This window comes from Arthrobacter tumbae, from assembly GCF_016907495.1.
Classification (GTDB): Bacteria; Actinomycetota; Actinomycetes; order Actinomycetales; family Micrococcaceae; genus Arthrobacter_D; species Arthrobacter_D tumbae.
Map to the genome: position 1 here is coordinate 3,193,902 of NZ_JAFBCC010000001.1, position 17,778 is coordinate 3,211,679.

Here is a 17,778-nt window from a genome sequence, read left to right on the forward strand (position 1 = left end):
ACCCATTGACTGAATCCGCTGCCCTGTCGGTCGTACTCGCCGGCGGGGGAACTGCCGGGCACATCAGCCCGCTGCTCGCCATTGCGCGTGCTCTGATCGAGGCCCGCCCGGACGCCCGTGTGGTGGCCGTCGGAACGGCTGCCGGAATGGAGACCCGGCTGGTTCCTGCAGCCGGTTTCCGGCTGGAAACCATCGAACGGGTTCCTATGCCCCGCCGCCCGTCTGTCGACCTGCTGAAGCTGCCGGTCCGGCTGGTCCGCGCCGTGCGGCAGGCACTGAAGATTATCGACGCGGCACAGGCCGACGTCGTCGTCGGGGTTGGCGGGTATGTGTCCACTCCGCTTTATGTGGCGGCGTGGATTCGACGCATCCCCGTGGTTATCCATGAGGCGAACGCCCGCCCCGGGCTGGCCAATCGGCTGGGAGCCCGTAGTGCACGGAGCGTGGCGGTGGCATTCCGCGGCACCGGACTGCCGGGCGAGGAATGGGTGGGCATGCCGATGCGACGGGAGATTTCCACTCTGGACCGGGCGGCCGCCCGACGGGATGCGCGGGCCGGCCTTGGGCTGGATCCGGATCGTGCAACGCTCATCGTGACCGGCGGATCCTCCGGCGCCGCGAGCATCAACCGGGCGGTAGCTGAAGCAGCGCCGACTCTAGCCGACGGCTCGGTGCCGGTGCAGGTGCTTCACATCACCGGACGCGGCAAGCAGGTTACCGGCCCCGACGGCGCGCTTCTTGCCGCCGGGGGCTACCGGCAGGTCGAGTATGTCGACGGCATGGAGAACGTCTATGCGGCGGCAGACCTGCTGCTGGCGCGTGCCGGCGCGGCAACCGTCAGCGAGGTTGCGGCGGTCGGCCTCCCGGCTGTCTTTGTCCCTCTGCCGCACGGCAACGGGGAGCAGCGGCGCAATGCGGCCGAGCTTGTCGGGGTTGGCGGTGCGCTCATGATTGATGACGCGCGGCTCACGGCGGACTGGCTGCTCACCGAAGCCCTGCCGCTCGTGCAGGACCGTGAGCGTCTCGAAAACATGTCCGCTGCCGCCGCGCCGCTCGGCGTGCGCGACGCCGACACGCGCATGGCGAAGCTGATTATCGAAGCCGCGGGAGGCCGCTCATGAGCACGGTTGTCGAAGATCTGGGCCGGGTCCATTTCATCGGACTCGGCGGAGCGGGCATGTCTGCTGTGGCGCGTGTCCTCCTCGGCCGGTCCGTAGCGGTGTCCGGGTCTGATGCCGCTGACTCACGCGGTCTGCAGGCCCTCGCTGCCCTGGGCGCGACGGTGCATGTAGGCCACGATGGAGCACATGTGAGCGGCGCGGACACCGTGGTGGTGTCCAGCGCCATCCGAAGCACCAACCCTGAGCTCATGGAGGCGACAGCACGCGGACTGCGCGTGCTGCACCGCTCGGAGGCACTTGCCGCCGCGATGGACGGACGGAAAGTGGTTGCTGTAGCAGGAACCCATGGCAAGACCACGACCACCGCAATGATCACCGTCATGCTGCAGGCGGCCGGCACCAGTCCATCGTTTGCCATCGGCGGGGACGTTGCGGCGCTCGGCGTCAACGCTGAGTGGGCTGACGGAGAAGTCTTCGTGGCCGAGGCGGACGAGTCGGACGGCTCGTTCCTCAACTATCGCCCTCACCTCGGCGTTGTCACCAACGTCGAGGCTGACCACCTGGACCACTATGGATCCGCCGCGGCGGTGTACGAGTCCTTCGACCGGTTCGCTGCGCTGCTGCCCGCGGACGACGGCGTGTTGGTGGCCTGCCACGACGACGACGGCGCTGCCGCCCTAGCTGCGCGAACCACCGGTTCACGCCGGGTCCGGACTTATGGCTACAACCCGGGCGCAGACGTTCGGATCAGCAACACCCGTGCGTTGGGCAGCACGTCGAACAGTGTCCTCTCTTTCTCGATCGACGGACTCGACAGCCAACAGGAACTCCAGCTCGGGGTGCCCGGGCGGCACAACGTCCTGAACGCAGCAGCGGCGTTCAGCGTGGGACTGGAGCTCGGCGTGGATCCGGCTGCTGCCGCCGCGGGCCTTGCCTCCTTCTCCGGTGCTGCCAGGCGTTTCGAAGCGAAGGGTGAAGCAGACGGCGTGCGCGTCTTCGATGACTACGCCCATCACCCCACGGAAGTGGCGGCAGCGCTGGGCGCTGCCCGGACCGTCGCGGGAGGCCATCGCGTGCACGTCCTGTTCCAGCCGCACCTGTTTTCCCGTACGCAGGAGTTTGCCGAGGAGTTCGCCGGTGCCCTCTCACTGGCTGATACGGTGCGCGTGCTTGACATCTATGCCGCACGGGAAGACCCGATGGAGGGCGTGACGAGCCGGCTCATCAGCGACCGGCTCACCGTTACTGGAGGGTACGCGCCCGACGCGGACGAAGCCCTGCGGGAGCTCGTCCTTTCGGCGCAGAGCGGTGACATCATCCTGACTGTCGGGGCGGGTGACGTTACCCGCTTTGGTCCGCTGCTGGTCGACCTCCTCGCAGGGAAGGGGCGTCCGCAGTGACAACACGTCCTCCGCGCAAACCGGGCAGGTCAGCGAAGCAGGGCGCGCGTGCGCCGGGAAATGAGACCATCACCGCCGAGAAGCAGGTGCACCCTCCGCAGTCCGGCAGTACGCGGGCAGGCACAATATCCGCATCGCTTGAAGCGCCCGTTGCCCTGCTGAACCGCGAGGACGACGACGGCACGGTCATTGCCTTCCCGGAACCTCCCGGCCGCCGGCGCAGAAGGTGGTGGCTGGCGGGCATCATCTCAGCCGTGCTGATCGTCGCCGGTGTGATCGCCTACCTGGTGTTCTCACCGGCGCTTGCCGTGCGCACGCTCGAAGTGCAGGGGAACCGCTTGGTACCGGAGGACGCGATCGCTGCGGCGCTGGAACCCCTCGTGGGAACGTCGCTGACGCAGATCGGCGACGACGACGTCCGTGCACTGCTCGACGGGTTCGCTCCGATCGAGGACATCGCCGTGGCCGCGGCACCGCCTTACACCCTGAGCGTGACTGTCATGGAGCGCACGCCTGTCGCCATCCTGGAAAGCGGCGGTGAGTACATCCTCATTGACTCCGAGGGCCGGCAGCTCACCACAGTCGCGGACAGGCAATCCGTTGCCTTGCCGCTCATCGACGGGGGTACGAACGCTGTCAACAGCGCTGTCTTCTCGTCGATCGCCGATGTCCTGGCCGCCCTGCCGACAGCCATCCGGGAGCGCCTTGTCCACGCGTCTGCAAAGTCAATCGACTCCGTCGAACTGAAGCTGACGGACGGGAAGACGATCTTCTGGGGGAGTGCCGAAGAGAACGCGGCGAAGGCCCGGGTCATCGCGACGCTGCTGACTCTTCCGGAGCAGGATCCACCGGTCAGCGTCTACGACGTGAGCACCCCGTCGCGGCCAGTAACCCGATGAGTTTTCCGACACGCGGGAGTGGTCATTGCATGCCGGTGTCCGGGCACCTAGCGTCTCAATAAGAAACTACTTGACATAACATTAACTTTCAACCTGAAGGTGAATGTTAGCCAAGTTGAAGGTTGGAACCTCCAGCCCACAAACCCAACCAGCGCACAGATCGAACAAGGGACACAGGACGTGGCAGCACCGCAGAATTACTTGGCCGTCATCAAGGTCGTCGGCATCGGCGGCGGTGGCGTGAACGCCGTCAACCGAATGATCGAGGTGGGCTTGCGCGGCGTGGAATTCATCGCCATCAACACCGACGCGCAGGCACTACTCATGAGCGATGCCGATGTGAAGCTCGACGTCGGACGCGAACTCACCCGTGGGCTGGGCGCCGGAGCTGATCCGGAAGTGGGTCGTAAAGCGGCCGAGGATCACGCTGAGGAGATCGAGGAAGTCATCCGCGGAGCGGACATGGTGTTCGTGACAGCAGGTGAAGGCGGCGGTACTGGTACCGGTGGCGCACCTGTCGTCGCAAGGATCGCCCGTTCCCTTGGTGCGCTGACTATCGGCGTGGTGACTCGGCCGTTCACATTCGAGGGCCGCCGCCGTTCCAACCAGGCGGAGACCGGTATCGACACGCTCCGGGATGAGGTCGACACCCTGATCGTTATTCCCAACGACCGCCTCCTGTCCATCAGCGACCGCAATGTGTCCATGCTGGACGCGTTCCGCTCGGCGGATCAGGTGCTGCTCTCGGGTGTCCAGGGCATTACGGATCTCATCACCACACCTGGCCTGATCAACCTCGACTTCGCGGACGTGAAGTCGGTCATGCAGGGCGCGGGTTCGGCTCTCATGGGTATCGGCTCCGCCCGCGGCGAGGATCGCGCGGTCAAGGCAGCAGAACTGGCCATCGCCTCGCCGCTCCTGGAAGCTTCCATCGACGGTGCCCACGGCGTTCTGCTATCCATTCAGGGCGGTTCGGACCTCGGACTGTTCGAGATCAACGAGGCTGCGCGCCTGGTGCAGGAAGTTGCGCACCCGGAGGCGAACATCATCTTCGGTGCCGTGATCGACGACGCACTCGGTGACGAGGCACGGGTTACGGTCATTGCCGCAGGTTTCGATCAGGTGGATGCCACCTCGCAACCAGCGGCCCCCGCTGCAAAGCCGGCATCAGCTCCCGCTATCGGACGCGAGTCCGCGCCGGCACCGCAGACCGTTGCCGCAGGAGCGGGCTACGGTTCGTGGTCGCAGCACTCATCCAACGGACGCGGCAACGATGTCCCGGGCGACGCCGGGTTCGATGTCGACCTGCCCGCAGTCGTCGAGCCTGGCTACTCGACCGGACGCTCCGATGACCTGGACGTTCCCGATTTCCTGAAGTAGCCGGTGTTCTTCTGGACATCGCTTGTAGCGCCCGGCATCCGGGTTGCCTTCACTGATCGTGGCGCGGGGAACCTCGCTCCGCACGTCGGGGGCAACCCGGATGCCGCCGTTCGTTCCAGGCACGCGCTGGAGGTTGAGTTGGGAATTGGTCCGGATTCACTCCATTTCATGAACCAGACCCACTCGACCGTCCTGGCAGAGGCAGGGACAGGCACAGGCACACGCACCGTACCCGACGCTGATGCCCTTTTGAGCTTGACCGGTACGGACACACTCGCCGTCCTGGTGGCGGACTGCGTTCCTGTCGTGCTCGTCGGATCCACTGCTCGGAATGAGCCCATGACGGCGGTCATCCACGCCGGCCGAAAAGGCGTCGAAGGGAACATTGCTGGGCGAACGGTCGGCGCAATGCGTCGGCGCGGGGCTGAATCCATTTCAGCGTGGATCGGGCCATCCGTGTGCGGCCAGTGCTACGAGGTGCCGGAGGCCATGCGTGAGGAGGTCGCCGGGACCGTGCCGCTGACCCATGGCACTACACGCTGGGGGACTCCTGCGCTCAACCTCCCCGCGGGCGTTCGGGGCCAACTCGAGACGCTTGCCGTCTCCGTGCAGGATCTTGGCGCGGACGGCAATCCATGCACGCTCGAGAACGAACGCCTCTTCTCCCATCGCGCCGTTGGGCAGGGCCGGCCGGCGGGGCGACTGGCCGGATTGGTGTGGCCGGATGCCTGATTCGATGGGAAGGCACGCTGAACTGGAGGCCAATCTTCGGCGCGTCAACAAACGTATTGATGACGCGATGGCGGCATGCGGCCGCACGGACCGGCCGAACCTCATTGTGGTGACCAAGTTCTTCCCACCGGGGGACGTGGTGCTGCTTTCTAAGCTCGGGGTTCGGGACGTCGGCGAGAACCGCGATCAGGAAGCTGCTGCCAAAGCGCGGGAAATCCCGGACTCGGAACTGCGCTGGCACTTTATCGGCCAACTGCAGAGCAATAAGGTGCGATCAGTTGTCAGCTACGCACACTCCGTACACTCTGTCGACCGCAATTCACTGGCGATTGCGCTGGAAAAGGCGATGGCACGACACTCCGAACATTCCGATCTGGTCAAGGAAGAAAGTACGGGCAACCGTCCTGCGCTGCTGGACTGTTTCGTCCAGGTCAACCTGTCAGCCGAAGACGCCGGTCGCGGGGGAGCGCAGCCTTCCCACGCGCTTGAGGTCGCCGCGAGAATCCACGACGCCGGCCATCTGCATCTGGCGGGAGTGATGGCCGTTGCGCCGCTTGGCGGGGACCCGCGCGACGCCTTCAACCGGCTGGCTGACATTTCTTCCGAGCTCGTATCCCGCTACCCTGCGGCAAACAGCATCTCCGCGGGGATGAGCGGCGACCTTGAGCATGCGATCGCGGCCGGTGCGACACACCTGCGCGTCGGTTCAGATGTCCTCGGTGCCCGCCCTCCTGTGGGGTAGCGTCAACGCTGTAACCGCGGGGAATCTCAGGAGGTGCCTGGGCGGTGTTGAATCACACCTTGCTTTACCTCCTGCATGACGGATGCAGGACGAAGGACTGACAGGAGCAACCATGGCTGGCGCACTGCGCAAGACAATGATTTACCTTGGGCTCGCCGACGGTGACGAGCACTACGAGCCCGAGCCAAAGACATCTCACAGCAGGAACGAGGACTACTCCGTGGACTACGACCGTGACGAGCGCCATGTCGAAGCCGCGCCGGTAGCGAAGGCGGCTCCGGAGGAGTACCGCGCCCCGGTCACGCCCATCAAGCGAGCACAGTCGGCACGCGAGGACGCTTCATCGCTTCGTCAGATCACCACGGTGCACCCGCGCTCCTACAATGACGCGAAGATCATCGGAGAAAGCTTCCGCGACGGCATTCCTGTCATCATGAACGTCACGGACATGGGCGAAGGTGACGCCAAACGGCTGGTTGATTTCTCGGCCGGCCTCGTCTTCGGCCTCCATGGCTCGATCGAACGCGTCACCAACAAGGTATTCCTCCTGTCGCCCTCCTACATCGAGGTCCTCGGCGAAGACCAGAAGACCAGCGACGGTCAGGCGAGTTTCTTCAATCAAAGCTGACACTGTTTACTGGTACTCGTAACTATTCCGTTCATGCCAGAGGACTGTGACTGACACGTGAGCTTGGTCTTCGCCCTGATCTACCTGGTGCTGATGCTGTTCCAGCTCGCGCTAATCATTCGTATTGTTTATGACGCCGTTCAAATGTTTGCCCGCAATTGGCGACCCAGAAGGCTGGCGTTGGTTCTCGCATCCATGGTGTATGCAGTGACAGATCCGCCTATCCGGTTATTCCGCCGGCTCATCCCGCCGCTCCGGTTGGGTGGCGTGTCGCTTGACCTGGCGTTCATCGTGGTGTTCCTGGGGGCTACTATCCTCAAGGCCGTCGCGGGTTCTTTGGCAATGGCCTGATCCGGTTAGTTTTCGAGACCTAAAAGATATACGCTGAATCACATATTGGTGTGAAGCAGGAGATTTACCTCCACAAGCACGTCCACAATTCGGTAATGTTGTCAGGTCTGCTCGACAGGCGGCTTCGACTAAATCCATATGAGGTGACCAGATGGCCCTGACGCCAGAAGATGTTGTCAACAAGCGGTTCCAGCCCACCAAATTCCGGGAAGGCTATGACCAGGACGAGGTGGATGACTTCCTCGACGAGATCGTCGTCGAACTGCGTCGCCTGAACCAGGAAAACGACGACCTTCGCCGCCAGCTTTCGGAAGTTCCCACGGGCACGGCACAGAACTCCGCTGTCCCCGCTCCAGTGGCCGCCAGCACCACTACCGAAGAGGTCCGCGAGGAAGAGAAGCCCGAGGAGCCCAAGGTGGAAGCGCCAAAGGCCGAGGAGCGCCCGGCGCCTCAGCCGGTCGCCGCGGCAGCGCCCGTCCAGCAGGGCGGCACTGCAGAGTCCGCCGCGGGCGTCCTTGCCATGGCGCAGAAGCTTCACGACGAGTACGTCAACGCCGGCGTTGAGCAGCGCGACAAGATCATCGCCGAAGCCCAGATCGAAGCCAGCGGACTCGTCAATGACGCCCAGGAGAAGAGCCGTAAGGTGCTCGGCGCACTCGAACAGCAGAAGGCAGTCCTCGAGCGCAAGGTCGAGCAGCTCCGCAGCTTCGAGCGTGACTACCGCTCCCGCCTCAAGGCATATATTGAAGGTCAGCTCCGCGACCTTGATTCCCGCGGTTCCGTTGCATCGGAAACGGCAGACGCCTAAAGCTGAAATCAAAGCTCACGAGGCCAGTCGCAGGTTTATCCGGCGGCTGGCCTCTGCCGTACTCTGGATGGAGAGCTAAGCGTCCATTGCCGCCCTTTCGGCGCGTACAACTGAAAGCACCATGACCGAGCATCCTTCCGCCTCAGGCCCCGATTCCGGCCGGTCGCATCGCAAGCACGGCAAACGCATCGGAGCACGCTACGCGCTGCTTCTGGTTGCATTTGCACTGGTCGCCTATATCATCGATCAGCTCACCAAGATCTGGGTGGTGTCCACCATGGTGGAGGGTCAGATCACTGAGGTACTGCCGCCCGTGCTGAGTTGGCATTTCATTCGCAATTCCGGGGCGGCTTTCTCCATCGGAACGGAGATCACCTGGGTATTCACCATCATCCAGGCCCTCGTTTCCATCGCGATCATCACACAGATCGGCAAGGTAGCCTCAAAAGGCTGGGCTGTTGCGCTGGGACTGGTGCTGGGCGGTGCCGTCGGGAACCTCACAGACCGCCTGGTCCGCGAACCCACCTTCGGGCAGGGGCATGTCGTCGACTTCATCGCCCTGCCGAATTTCGCGATCTTCAACATCGCCGACATCGCCGTGGTCAGCGGAGTCATTCTCATTTGCCTGCTGACACTGCGCGGTATCGGTATGGACGGACTGCGCAGCAACGAAGAGCGGGAGGATGCGGACAATACCGGGGTGGCCGATGACGAACGCCAGTAGTACTTTTGACATTCCGCAGTCGGCTGAAGGCCAGCGGATCGATGCCGTGTTGGCCGCTTTGACCGGAGCCTCCCGTTCGATTGCAGCGGGATGGTGCAGCGGCGGATACGTCACCATGGATGGTACAACCGTGCAGAAGTCGACCCGCGCCGTCCCTGGTGGGCTGCTCACCGTCGTCGTTCCGGAAAAGACCGATCCGCTGCGGATTGTGGCCGAGCCGGTTGACGGGATGGGCATCCTTTTCGATGATGATGACCTGGTGGTCATCGACAAGCCGGTGGGAGTTGCCGCGCATCCCTCTCCGGGTTGGGTGGGTCCCACTGTTGTCGGAGCGCTGGCGGCCGCCGGGTACCGGATCTCCACGACGGGTGCCCCGGAGCGGGTAGGCATCGTTCACAGGCTCGACGTCGGGACCTCCGGAGCGATGGTGGTCGCCAAAAGCGAGCATGCCTATACCGTCCTTAAACAGGCTTTCCGGGAGCGTACGGTGGACAAGCAGTATCACGCGCTTGTCCAGGGTCTGCCGGATCCGCTCCAGGGAACCATAGAGGCTCCCATCGGCCGTCATCCCGCTCACGACTGGAAGTTTGCGGTCATGGAGGACGGACGTCCGTCCGTCACGCACTATGCGGTGGAAGAAGCGTTCGGCAAGGCGAGTCTCGTCAAGGTACGGCTGGAGACCGGACGCACGCACCAGATCCGCGTGCACTTCTCCGCGCTGCGCCATCCTTGCGCCGGTGATTTGACATATGGGGCGGACCCCCGCCTGGCAGCGGAGCTCGGACTTACCCGGCAATGGCTTCACGCCAGCAAGCTCTCATTCGACCATCCGCGCAGCGGCGAACGGGTAGCTGTTGAAAGCGGGTTCCCCATGGATCTGCAGTACGCCCTCGACGCGCTGACCAGCGGAACGGTCTGAGACCGACACCCGTGCGCGGGAGCGCGGGAAGCGTCGCCGGCGCTCGCTAGAATGAGTCGGTGGTTTCCTCAGCTCCGTCCTCATCCCCAGTGGCCCCGGCTTCGTCCCGGGATTCCTTCGTCCACCTTCACAATCACACCGAGTACTCGATGCTCGATGGCGCCGCCCGCCTGAGCGATCTTTTCAGCCATACGGCGGAACTCGGCATGAATGCGTTGGCCACCACCGACCACGGGTTCGTATTCGGTGCGTTCGACTTCTGGAACAAGGCCCGTGATGCTGGAGTGAAGCCGATTATCGGCGTCGAGGCCTACCTGACGCCCGGCACTGCCCGCGCGGACAAGACCCGTGTCAAATGGGGAGGCGGCGGACGCGACGACGTGTCGGGTGCGGGCGCATACACCCACATGACCCTGTGGTCGGAAACGACCGAGGGCATGCACAATCTGTTCCGGATGTCCTCCCTTGCTTCGCTCGAGGGCTACCTGTACAAACCGCGCATGGACCGCGATCTGCTCCAGACCTACGGCAAAGGGCTGATTGCCACCACCGGTTGCCCTTCGGGAGAGGTCCAGACAAAGCTGCGCCTCGGCCTGTACCGGGAGGCAGTTCAGGCGGCGTCCGACTTCCGCGACATCTTCGGTCGGGAAAACTACTTCTGTGAACTCATGGACCATGGGCTGGATATTGAGCGGAACGTCCAGGCAGACCTCATCAAACTCGCCCGTGAACTGGGCCTTCCCCTTGTAGCCACCAATGACCTCCACTACACCCATGCAGAGGACGCAAAGGCGCACGCGGCACTGCTGTGCGTGCAGTCAGGGTCCACCATGGCGGACCCCAAGCGCTTCAAGTTCGACGCCGACGAGTTCTACCTCAAGTCCCCGGCCGAGATGCGGGCAATCTTCCGCGACTTTCCTGACGCTTGCGACAACACCCTGCTCATTGCCGAGCGGTGTGATGTCGAGTTCAACACCAAGGCCAACTACATGCCGCGCTTTCCGGTCCCGGAGGGTGAGAACGAGCAGTCCTGGTTCGTCAAGGAAGTCGAGACGGGCCTGCAGTACCGCTACCCGGGAGGCGTACCGGACGACGTCCGCAAGCAGGCGGAGTTCGAGGTCGGCGTCATCACGCAGATGGGCTTCCCGGGCTATTTCCTGGTTGTGGCCGACTTCATCAACTGGGCCAAGAACAACGGCATCCGGGTGGGTCCCGGGCGCGGATCAGGTGCCGGTTCCATGGTGGCGTATGCCATGCGCATCACCGACCTGGACCCCCTGAAGCACGGCCTCATCTTCGAGCGGTTCCTCAATCCGGAGCGCGTTTCCATGCCGGACTTCGACGTTGACTTTGACGATCGCCGCCGCTCCGAGGTCATCCGGTACGTGACCGAGAAGTATGGCGACGAGCGCGTCGCCATGATCGTCACCTACGGGACGATCAAAGCCAAGCAGGCACTCAAGGATTCATCGCGTGTCATGGGCTACCCGTTCTCCACGGGGGAGCGCCTCACCAAGGCCATGCCACCGGACGTCATGGGCAAGGGCCTCGCACTGGCGGACGTGCACAACAAGGACGCCAAGCGCTTCTCGGAGGCGGAGGAACTGCGCGAGCTCCTGAAGACCGATGCCGAGTCTGCGAAGGTATTCGAGACAGCCCTGGGACTGGAGGGGCTGAAGCGCCAATGGGGCGTGCACGCGGCCGGGGTCATCATGTCCTCCGACCCGCTGATCGACATCATTCCGATCATGCGCCGTGACCAGGACGGCCAGATCATCACGCAGTTCGACTACCCCACGTGTGAGGGCCTCGGCCTGATCAAGATGGATTTCCTCGGCCTGAGGAACCTGACGATCATCACCGACGCCGTCGAGAACATCAAGGCCAACCAGGGCGAGGACCTCGTTCTGGAAGACCTTGAGCTCGACGACAGGGAGTCCTATGAGCTGCTGGCGCGCGGCGACACCCTTGGCGTCTTCCAGCTCGACGGCGGGCCCATGCGGTCCCTCCTGAAGCTCATGCGCCCCGACAACTTCGAGGACATCTCCGCGGTCCTCGCGCTTTACCGACCCGGTCCCATGGGCGTGAACTCCCACACGAACTATGCCCTGCGCAAGAATGGCATGCAGGAGATCGAGCCGATTCACCCCGAACTCGAGGGACCACTCGAGGAGATCCTCGGCGGCACCTACGGCCTGATTGTGTACCAGGAGCAAGTCATGTCGGCTGCCCAGAAGCTGGCGAACTTCACTCTGGGCCAGGCGGATATGCTTCGCCGTGCCATGGGCAAGAAGAAGAAGTCCGAGCTGGACAAGCAACAAGCTGACTTCTTCGCCGGCATGAAAGCGAACGGTTACTCCCAGTCGGCCATGGACAAGCTCTGGATCGTGCTTGAGTCGTTTTCCGACTACGCCTTCAACAAGGCCCATACCGCCGCGTACGGCCTTGTATCGTACTGGACGGCGTTCCTCAAGGCGCATTATCCCGCCGAGTACATGGCGGCCCTGCTGACCAGCGTCGGAGACGACAAGGACAAGCTAGCCATCTACCTCAACGAGTGCCGACGGATGGGCATCACGGTACTGCCGCCGGATGTCAACGAGTCGAGCGTCAACTTCACCCCGGTCGGAACCGATATCCGCTTCGGGATGGGCGCCATTCGAAACGTCGGCGCAAACGTGGTCGGTGGGATGGTGGCTGCGCGGGAGGAGAAGGGCGCGTTTGGATCCTTCTCGGATTTCCTGCAGAAGGTGCCCGCCGTCGTCTGTAACAAACGGACTATTGAGTCGCTCATCAAGGCTGGTGCCTTCGACTCACTGGGTCACCCGCGCCGGGCCCTGGCGATGATCCACGAGGAAGCCGTGGATTCCGTCGTCGTGCTCAAGCGCAACGAAGCCGCCAACCAGTTCGATCTCTTCAGCGCCTTCGACGATCCGGGCGCCGGGACCGGGCTCTCGGTCGAGGTTCCGGATCTGCCGGAGTGGGCCAAAAAGGACAAGCTCGCGTTCGAGCGGGACATGCTGGGCCTCTATGTATCCGACCATCCCCTCCAGGGTCTGGAAGGCTTGCTCAGCCAGCATGCTGATTCCGCTATCACCTCGGTTATCAGCGAAGACGGCCCGGCGGACGGCGCGATCGTCACCATCGCGGGCATGATCACCTCACTGCAGCGCAGGATCGCGAAGAACAGCGGAAACGCCTACGCCAGGGCGGAGATAGAAGATCTTGGCGGGTCGATGGAAGTGATGTTCTTCGGCCAGGTATACGGACCGATCGCGTCGGTGCTTGAGGAGGATCTGATCGTGGTGGTCCGCGGACGCCTGCAACGGCGCGACGACGGCGCGGTCACCCTCAACGCGCAGGAACTCTCTGTTCCGGACCTGACGGAGGGACACTCCGGCCCGGTGGTCATCTCCATGCTTCACCACAGGGCCACCGAACCGGTGATCCATGAACTCGGCTCAGTGCTGAGGCAGCACCGTGGCAACTCGGAGGTGCGGCTGCATGTCCGCAAGGAACGCCAGATGTCAGTGCTTTCGCTGCCGGTTGACCTTCGGGTGAACCCCACGCCCGCACTGTTTGGGGACCTCAAGGTGCTTCTTGGACCCACGTGCCTCGATGCATGAGTTCGGACAGATGAGGAACGGTTAGATGAGACGGATGCAGGAATCAGCGGCGGAGTCCGGTACGTATCCGCCACCGGTCTATGCCGGCCCCGCCGCCGAGACGACGGTGCCGCCGTCGTCGCTGCTCTGGTGGGCCGCGGCAATGACACTGCTCGGACCGGTGCTCGGTGTGCTCTGGTGGTTCGCATCTCCCGGCGGAGGACTGTATGGCGACCGGGCGAACGCCGAGTCCTGGCTGATCCGGGACCTGGTGCTCGGCGGCCTGCAGTTGCTGGCCGGCGTCGTTGTCGGGTGGCTGCTGACAAACCGCATCGACCTGCCCGGCGCCTGGCAGCGTGTGTGCGCGGCCGTGGGCGGGAGCCTGCTGGGCTCGGTCCTCGCCGTGGTGGTTGGGCAGGGGCTCGGATCCCTGTTCTCCGGCGGTGACGGCGAGTTCCCATTTGTGCTGCGTTCCCTCGGTGTGGCTCTGGTCTGGCCCGCAGCGGCAGCATTGGTGGTTTTCCTGGCCTCGCTGCTCGGGCTGCTGCTTATCCGGCGGAACCGATAGCGCCACCTTCCCGTCGTGGGCAGGAGCCGGAGCAGCCGCCGGTAGAATTGCGGGTGTGACTGCTCAGACCGCCTCCGGATCATTCGACGCCTTCCACACGATCGACCTGCGCGGGACGCATCTATCTCCAGCGGCACTCCGGGCCGCTATGCCGCGGAGCACCACGTCGTCGTTCGATTCGGTCGCCCCGCGCGTCGAAGAGATCATTACTGCTGTCCGGACGCGCGGATTCGACGCGCTCAGCGAATTGGCACAGCGGTTCGACGGCGTTGAGCAGTTCCACCCGCGGGTGCCGGCCGAGGCATTGAGTGAGGCGCTTCGGACGCTTTCGCCCGACGTGCGTGCGGCGCTGGAGGAGTCCATTGACCGCGCCCGCGTCTTTGCCCTCGCGCAGAAGCCGCAGGACGTCGTCGTCGACATCCGCCCCGGAGCAGCCCTTACCCAGCGGTGGGTGCCGGTTGGCAGGGTAGGGCTCTATGTCCCCGGGGGGCTTGCGGTCCTCGCCTCGTCGGTCATCATGAATGTGGTGCCGGCACAGGCAGCCGGTGTTGAATCCATTGCACTGGCATCGCCGCCGCAGAAGGAATTCGGGGGACTGCCGCACCCGGTGATTCTTGCAGCGGCTGAACTGCTGGGCGTCAAGGAGGTCTATGGCATCGGCGGTGCCCAGGCGATTGCCGCCTTCGCACACGGTGTGTCGGGTCAGGAGAATCGTGCCGCGATTGAGCCGGTTGACGTTGTCACCGGCCCGGGGAACATCTACGTCGCCACAGCGAAGCGGCTGGTCAAAGGCATTGTCGGCATTGATGCTGAGGCCGGCACGACAGAGATCGCGGTGCTGGCCGACCGGTCGGCACAGCCGAGGCTGGTTGCAGCAGACCTCATCAGCCAGGCCGAACACGACCCGAACGCCGCGTCGGTGCTGATCACGCCTTCGGCTGAACTGGCAGCCGCCGTCCGCGCGGAGTTGTCGATTCAGGCCGAATCCACCCGGCACCGCGACCGGGTGGAAACTGCGCTGGCCGGAGCCCAATCGGGCACCATCCTCGTGGACGACATCGACCACGGCATCGCAGTGTGTGACGCGTATGCGGCCGAGCATCTGGAGATTCACACCGATCAGGCGTCGGCGGTGGCGGCCCGTATCCAGAACGCGGGGGCTATCTTCGTGGGCGATTACAGTCCCGTAAGCTTGGGGGATTACTGTGCGGGCTCGAATCACGTCCTGCCCACAGCCGGCACTGCGGCCTTCGCGTCGGGGCTGAGCGTGTTTACCTTCCTGCGGGCGATGCAGGTCATCGACTACAGCGTCGACGCCCTGCGGGAGGTCAGTGAGCACGTCGTCCAGCTCGCCCAGGCTGAGGATCTGCCGGGACACGGCGACGCAGTGAGGATCCGCTTTTCCTGACGTAAACCACCACATCTAGTAATCACATGGTTGTAGTTTCACTACATCTAGTTCTACAATGGTGTGCACGGCGCCGCTGAAAGTTGCGGCAGATCCAATGAAAACGCTGATCGCCAGAGTTGAAACGAGGGTGGAGTGCACTGTCCGTTCTGCCGCAGTTCCGACTCCCGTGTCGTGGACAGCCGTCTCACCGATGATGGATCGGCGATCCGCCGTCGGCGCCAGTGCCCCGAATGCGGCAAGCGATTCACCACCGTGGAAACCACCAGCCTGTCGGTCATCAAACGGTCCGGGGTCGCCGAGCCCTTCAGCCGCAGCAAAGTCATCAGCGGCGTACGCAAGGCCTGCCAGGGCCGTCCAGTCACTGAGGATGACCTCGCGTTGTTGGCGCAGGACGTCGAGGAGGCCGTTCGTGCAAGCGGCGTCGCAGAAATCGATGCCCACGAAGTCGGGCTGGCTATCCTTGGGCCGCTCCAGAAGCTGGACCAGGTAGCCTACCTTCGCTTCGCGAGCGTGTACCAAGGCTTTGATTCCCTCGAGGACTTCGAAAAGGCTATCGAGAAGCTCCGACGCGAAGCGGAGAACGCGGCCGGCAAGGTTCCGTCGGGTACGCAACGGCCGCTCACGGCCACATAATCTCCGGTGGTGGCTGCGGAGGGGAAGCCGACGCCACCACCGGCACCACAGCTACTTCGCCTCGACCGGCTCGCTCTTGAAGTGGAGCGCCGCTTGGAGCGCTGCTCCCACGATGCCGGCGTGGTTCCGAAGCTCGGCAGGAATGATGGGGGTGCGCAGCGACAGTTTGGGAAGGAAGTCCTTGCTTCGCTTCGAGATGCCGCCGCCCACAATGAAGAGTTCAGGCGAAAACAGGAATTCGACGTGGGAGAAGTAACGCTGCAGCTTGACGGAGTACTCGTCCCAACCCAGCCCCAGCCGTTCGCGTGCTACGGCTGAAGCCTGGGTTTCTGCGTCGTGCCCGTCTATTTCAAGGTGGCCCAGCTCCGCGTTTGGAACCAGCTTTCCATCGAAGATGAAGGCGGAACCAATTCCGGTGCCGAGTGTAATCACGAGCACCGTACCGTTGACGCCCTTGCCGGCCCCGTACTGAACCTCGGCAAGGCCGGCGGCGTCAGCATCATTGATGACGTGCACGTCGCGCCCAAGCACTTTGGTGAACAGTGCGTCCACGTCAGTGTCAATCCAGCTCTCATCCACATTGGCCGCCGAGCGCGCCACACCGTGCTGGATGATGGCCGGGAACGTCACCCCAATCGGCAGCGCTGCAGGGGGCGCTCCCTCCCGTACGGACAGTTCGGCAACAATGTCGGCGACGACGAAGGCGACAGCCTCCGGTGTGGCCGGCTGCGGCGTTTCCACACGGAACCGCTCACCCACGATGGCGCCTGCGGCCAGGTCAACAATGCCGCCCTTGATACCGGTACCACCGATGTCGATTCCGATGACTGTGGCGGGCAGATTCCTGCCGCCCTTCGCCTTGCCGCTGTTCTTGCCCATGTTTCTCCAGGAATTGTGTCGGGTGTGTTGGTTGGTCCGCGCCTTACCGTTGATGCGCAGGGTGGTGCTGGTCTTGCTAGGGGAGCGTCAGGACTTCGGCGCCGGTCTCAGTTACGACGAGCGTGTGCTCGAACTGGGCGGTGCGCTTACGATCCCTGGTGACAACCGTCCAATCATCAGGCCACATGTCCCACTCAATGGTTCCGAGGGTGAGCATCGGTTCAATCGTAAACACCATCCCAGGCTCGATGACCCGGTTGTAAGCCGGTGCAGCATCATAATGCGGGATGATCAGCCCGGTATGGAAAGCCTCCCCGACTCCGTGACCTGTGAAGTCCCGCACAACACCGTAGCCGAATCTCTTCGCGTAGGACTCAATGGCACGGCCGATGACGTTTATTTCACGTCCGGGGGCGACAACCTTGATGGCCCGATTGAGTGTCTCCTCGGTGCGCTCCACCAGCAGGCGTGACTCCTCGTCGACCTCTCCGACGAGGAAGGTGTAGTTGGTGTCCCCGTGCACACCGTCGATGTAGGCGGTGATGTCGATGTTGATGATGTCGCCGTCGCGGAGCTCGGTCGAGTCCGGTATGCCGTGGCAAATGACCTCGTTAAGCGAAGAGCACAACGACTTAGGGAATCCACGGTAGCCCAGAGTGGACGGGTATGCGTTGTGATCGATCAGGAACCGGTGCCCGACTGCATCAAGCTCGTCAGTGGTGACGCCTGGCTCGATGTGCCGGCCGACTTCCCGGATGGCCTGGGCGGCGATCTTCCCGGCCCGGCGGATTCTTTCGATTGTTTCAGCCGACTTGACCTCGGATCCTTCGAACCGGGCAGGTCCGGGACGGCCCACATACTCCGGGCGCTCGATCGAGCGCGGCACCTTGCGGGGAGGGCTGAGAGTCCCCCCGATGAGCGTGCCGACGGGTGCGGTGGAGGAATGCTGGGACATACTCTTGATCCTATCGGTGTGGA

Annotated in this window: 17 protein-coding genes; 15 read left to right on the forward strand and 2 right to left on the reverse strand. The window is 63.6% G+C overall.

Annotated elements, in window-relative coordinates; translation table 11 throughout:
* The first annotated feature begins 5 nt into the window (after nucleotides 1–5).
* From murG to nrdR, 15 genes are all read left to right on the forward strand, one after another.
* On the forward strand, nucleotides 6–1,121 hold the full coding sequence (gene murG / locus JOD47_RS15090) for an undecaprenyldiphospho-muramoylpentapeptide beta-N-acetylglucosaminyltransferase (RefSeq protein ID WP_204535493.1): 1,116 nt from the start codon (nucleotides 6–8) through the stop codon (nucleotides 1,119–1,121).
* Nucleotides 1,118–2,521 (forward strand): UDP-N-acetylmuramate--L-alanine ligase, encoded by a 1,404-nt coding sequence (gene murC / locus JOD47_RS15095; RefSeq protein WP_204535495.1) that lies wholly within the window; start codon nucleotides 1,118–1,120, stop codon nucleotides 2,519–2,521. Before murG ends, murC begins: the two co-directional genes overlap by 4 nt.
* The gene (locus JOD47_RS17595; protein WP_204535497.1) at nucleotides 2,518–3,420 is read left to right on the forward strand and encodes a cell division protein FtsQ/DivIB; all 903 of its coding nucleotides are present in this window, start codon (nucleotides 2,518–2,520) and stop codon (nucleotides 3,418–3,420) included. Before murC ends, JOD47_RS17595 begins: the two co-directional genes overlap by 4 nt.
* 180 nt (nucleotides 3,421–3,600) lie before the next feature.
* Nucleotides 3,601–4,800 carry a cell division protein FtsZ gene (gene ftsZ, locus JOD47_RS15105; RefSeq protein WP_204535499.1) on the forward strand — a complete coding sequence of 400 codons (1,200 nt, stop codon included), beginning with the start codon at nucleotides 3,601–3,603 and terminating at the stop codon, nucleotides 4,798–4,800.
* Nucleotides 4,801–4,803: 3 nt separating this feature from the next.
* Nucleotides 4,804–5,532, forward strand: a complete 729-nt coding sequence (locus JOD47_RS15110; protein WP_204535501.1) for a purine nucleoside phosphorylase YfiH/LACC1 family protein — start codon at nucleotides 4,804–4,806, stop codon at nucleotides 5,530–5,532.
* On the forward strand, nucleotides 5,525–6,274 hold the full coding sequence (locus JOD47_RS15115; RefSeq protein WP_204535503.1) for a YggS family pyridoxal phosphate-dependent enzyme: 750 nt from the start codon (nucleotides 5,525–5,527) through the stop codon (nucleotides 6,272–6,274). The genes JOD47_RS15110 and JOD47_RS15115 overlap by 8 nt, the downstream gene beginning before the upstream one ends.
* A 112-nt stretch (nucleotides 6,275–6,386) precedes the next feature.
* Nucleotides 6,387–6,902, forward strand: a complete 516-nt coding sequence (locus JOD47_RS15120) for a cell division protein SepF (protein ID WP_204535505.1) — start codon at nucleotides 6,387–6,389, stop codon at nucleotides 6,900–6,902.
* A 57-nt stretch (nucleotides 6,903–6,959) separates the two neighbouring features.
* Nucleotides 6,960–7,253 carry a YggT family protein gene (locus JOD47_RS15125; RefSeq protein ID WP_204535507.1) on the forward strand — a complete coding sequence of 98 codons (294 nt, stop codon included), beginning with the start codon at nucleotides 6,960–6,962 and terminating at the stop codon, nucleotides 7,251–7,253.
* A gap of 151 nt (nucleotides 7,254–7,404) precedes the next feature.
* On the forward strand, nucleotides 7,405–8,061 hold the full coding sequence (locus JOD47_RS15130; RefSeq protein ID WP_204535509.1) for a DivIVA domain-containing protein: 657 nt from the start codon (nucleotides 7,405–7,407) through the stop codon (nucleotides 8,059–8,061).
* A 121-nt stretch (nucleotides 8,062–8,182) separates the two neighbouring features.
* Complete coding sequence (lspA, locus tag JOD47_RS15135) at nucleotides 8,183–8,785, forward strand: signal peptidase II (protein ID WP_204535511.1); 603 nt, start codon at nucleotides 8,183–8,185, stop codon at nucleotides 8,783–8,785.
* Complete coding sequence (locus JOD47_RS15140; RefSeq protein WP_204535513.1) at nucleotides 8,769–9,704, forward strand: RluA family pseudouridine synthase; 936 nt, start codon at nucleotides 8,769–8,771, stop codon at nucleotides 9,702–9,704. The genes lspA and JOD47_RS15140 overlap by 17 nt, the downstream gene beginning before the upstream one ends.
* Nucleotides 9,705–9,763: 59 nt before the next feature.
* Nucleotides 9,764–13,330 (forward strand): DNA polymerase III subunit alpha, encoded by a 3,567-nt coding sequence (gene dnaE, locus JOD47_RS15145; protein ID WP_307836329.1) that lies wholly within the window; start codon nucleotides 9,764–9,766, stop codon nucleotides 13,328–13,330.
* Nucleotides 13,331–13,355: 25 nt separating this feature from the next.
* Nucleotides 13,356–13,877 carry a hypothetical protein gene (locus JOD47_RS15150; protein ID WP_204535515.1) on the forward strand — a complete coding sequence of 174 codons (522 nt, stop codon included), beginning with the start codon at nucleotides 13,356–13,358 and terminating at the stop codon, nucleotides 13,875–13,877.
* Between the two features lie 55 nt (nucleotides 13,878–13,932).
* Complete coding sequence (gene hisD / locus JOD47_RS15155) at nucleotides 13,933–15,285, forward strand: histidinol dehydrogenase (protein WP_307836330.1); 1,353 nt, start codon at nucleotides 13,933–13,935, stop codon at nucleotides 15,283–15,285.
* A 135-nt stretch (nucleotides 15,286–15,420) separates the two neighbouring features.
* Nucleotides 15,421–15,921: a transcriptional regulator NrdR gene (gene nrdR / locus JOD47_RS15160; protein WP_204535517.1), complete on the forward strand. Its 501-nt coding sequence runs from the start codon at nucleotides 15,421–15,423 to the stop codon at nucleotides 15,919–15,921.
* 51 nt (nucleotides 15,922–15,972) lie between these two features.
* Here the strand turns inward: nrdR and ppgK are convergent, their stop codons facing one another.
* Both ppgK and map read right to left on the reverse strand, forming a co-directional pair.
* Nucleotides 15,973–16,800, reverse strand: a complete 828-nt coding sequence (ppgK, locus tag JOD47_RS15165) for a polyphosphate--glucose phosphotransferase (protein ID WP_204535519.1) — start codon at nucleotides 16,798–16,800, stop codon at nucleotides 15,973–15,975.
* 76 nt (nucleotides 16,801–16,876) lie between these two features.
* A complete protein-coding gene (gene map / locus JOD47_RS15170) occupies nucleotides 16,877–17,755 on the reverse strand; it encodes a type I methionyl aminopeptidase (protein WP_204535521.1) in 879 nt (292 codons plus the stop codon).
* Nucleotides 17,756–17,778 lie beyond the last annotated feature (23 nt).

Coding starts and splice junctions, on each gene's coding strand:
- map (WP_204535521.1), bottom strand. CDS start 17,755: ATGTCCCAGCATTCCTCCACCGCACCCGTCGGCACGCTCATCGGGGGG.
- lspA (WP_204535511.1), top strand. CDS start 8,183: ATGACCGAGCATCCTTCCGCCTCAGGCCCCGATTCCGGCCGGTCGCAT.
- JOD47_RS15150 (WP_204535515.1), top strand. CDS start 13,356: ATGAGACGGATGCAGGAATCAGCGGCGGAGTCCGGTACGTATCCGCCA.
- JOD47_RS15115 (WP_204535503.1), top strand. CDS start 5,525: ATGCCTGATTCGATGGGAAGGCACGCTGAACTGGAGGCCAATCTTCGG.
- ppgK (WP_204535519.1), bottom strand. CDS start 16,800: ATGGGCAAGAACAGCGGCAAGGCGAAGGGCGGCAGGAATCTGCCCGCC.
- murC (WP_204535495.1), top strand. CDS start 1,118: ATGAGCACGGTTGTCGAAGATCTGGGCCGGGTCCATTTCATCGGACTC.
- JOD47_RS15130 (WP_204535509.1), top strand. CDS start 7,405: ATGGCCCTGACGCCAGAAGATGTTGTCAACAAGCGGTTCCAGCCCACC.
- JOD47_RS15120 (WP_204535505.1), top strand. CDS start 6,387: ATGGCTGGCGCACTGCGCAAGACAATGATTTACCTTGGGCTCGCCGAC.
- JOD47_RS15140 (WP_204535513.1), top strand. CDS start 8,769: ATGACGAACGCCAGTAGTACTTTTGACATTCCGCAGTCGGCTGAAGGC.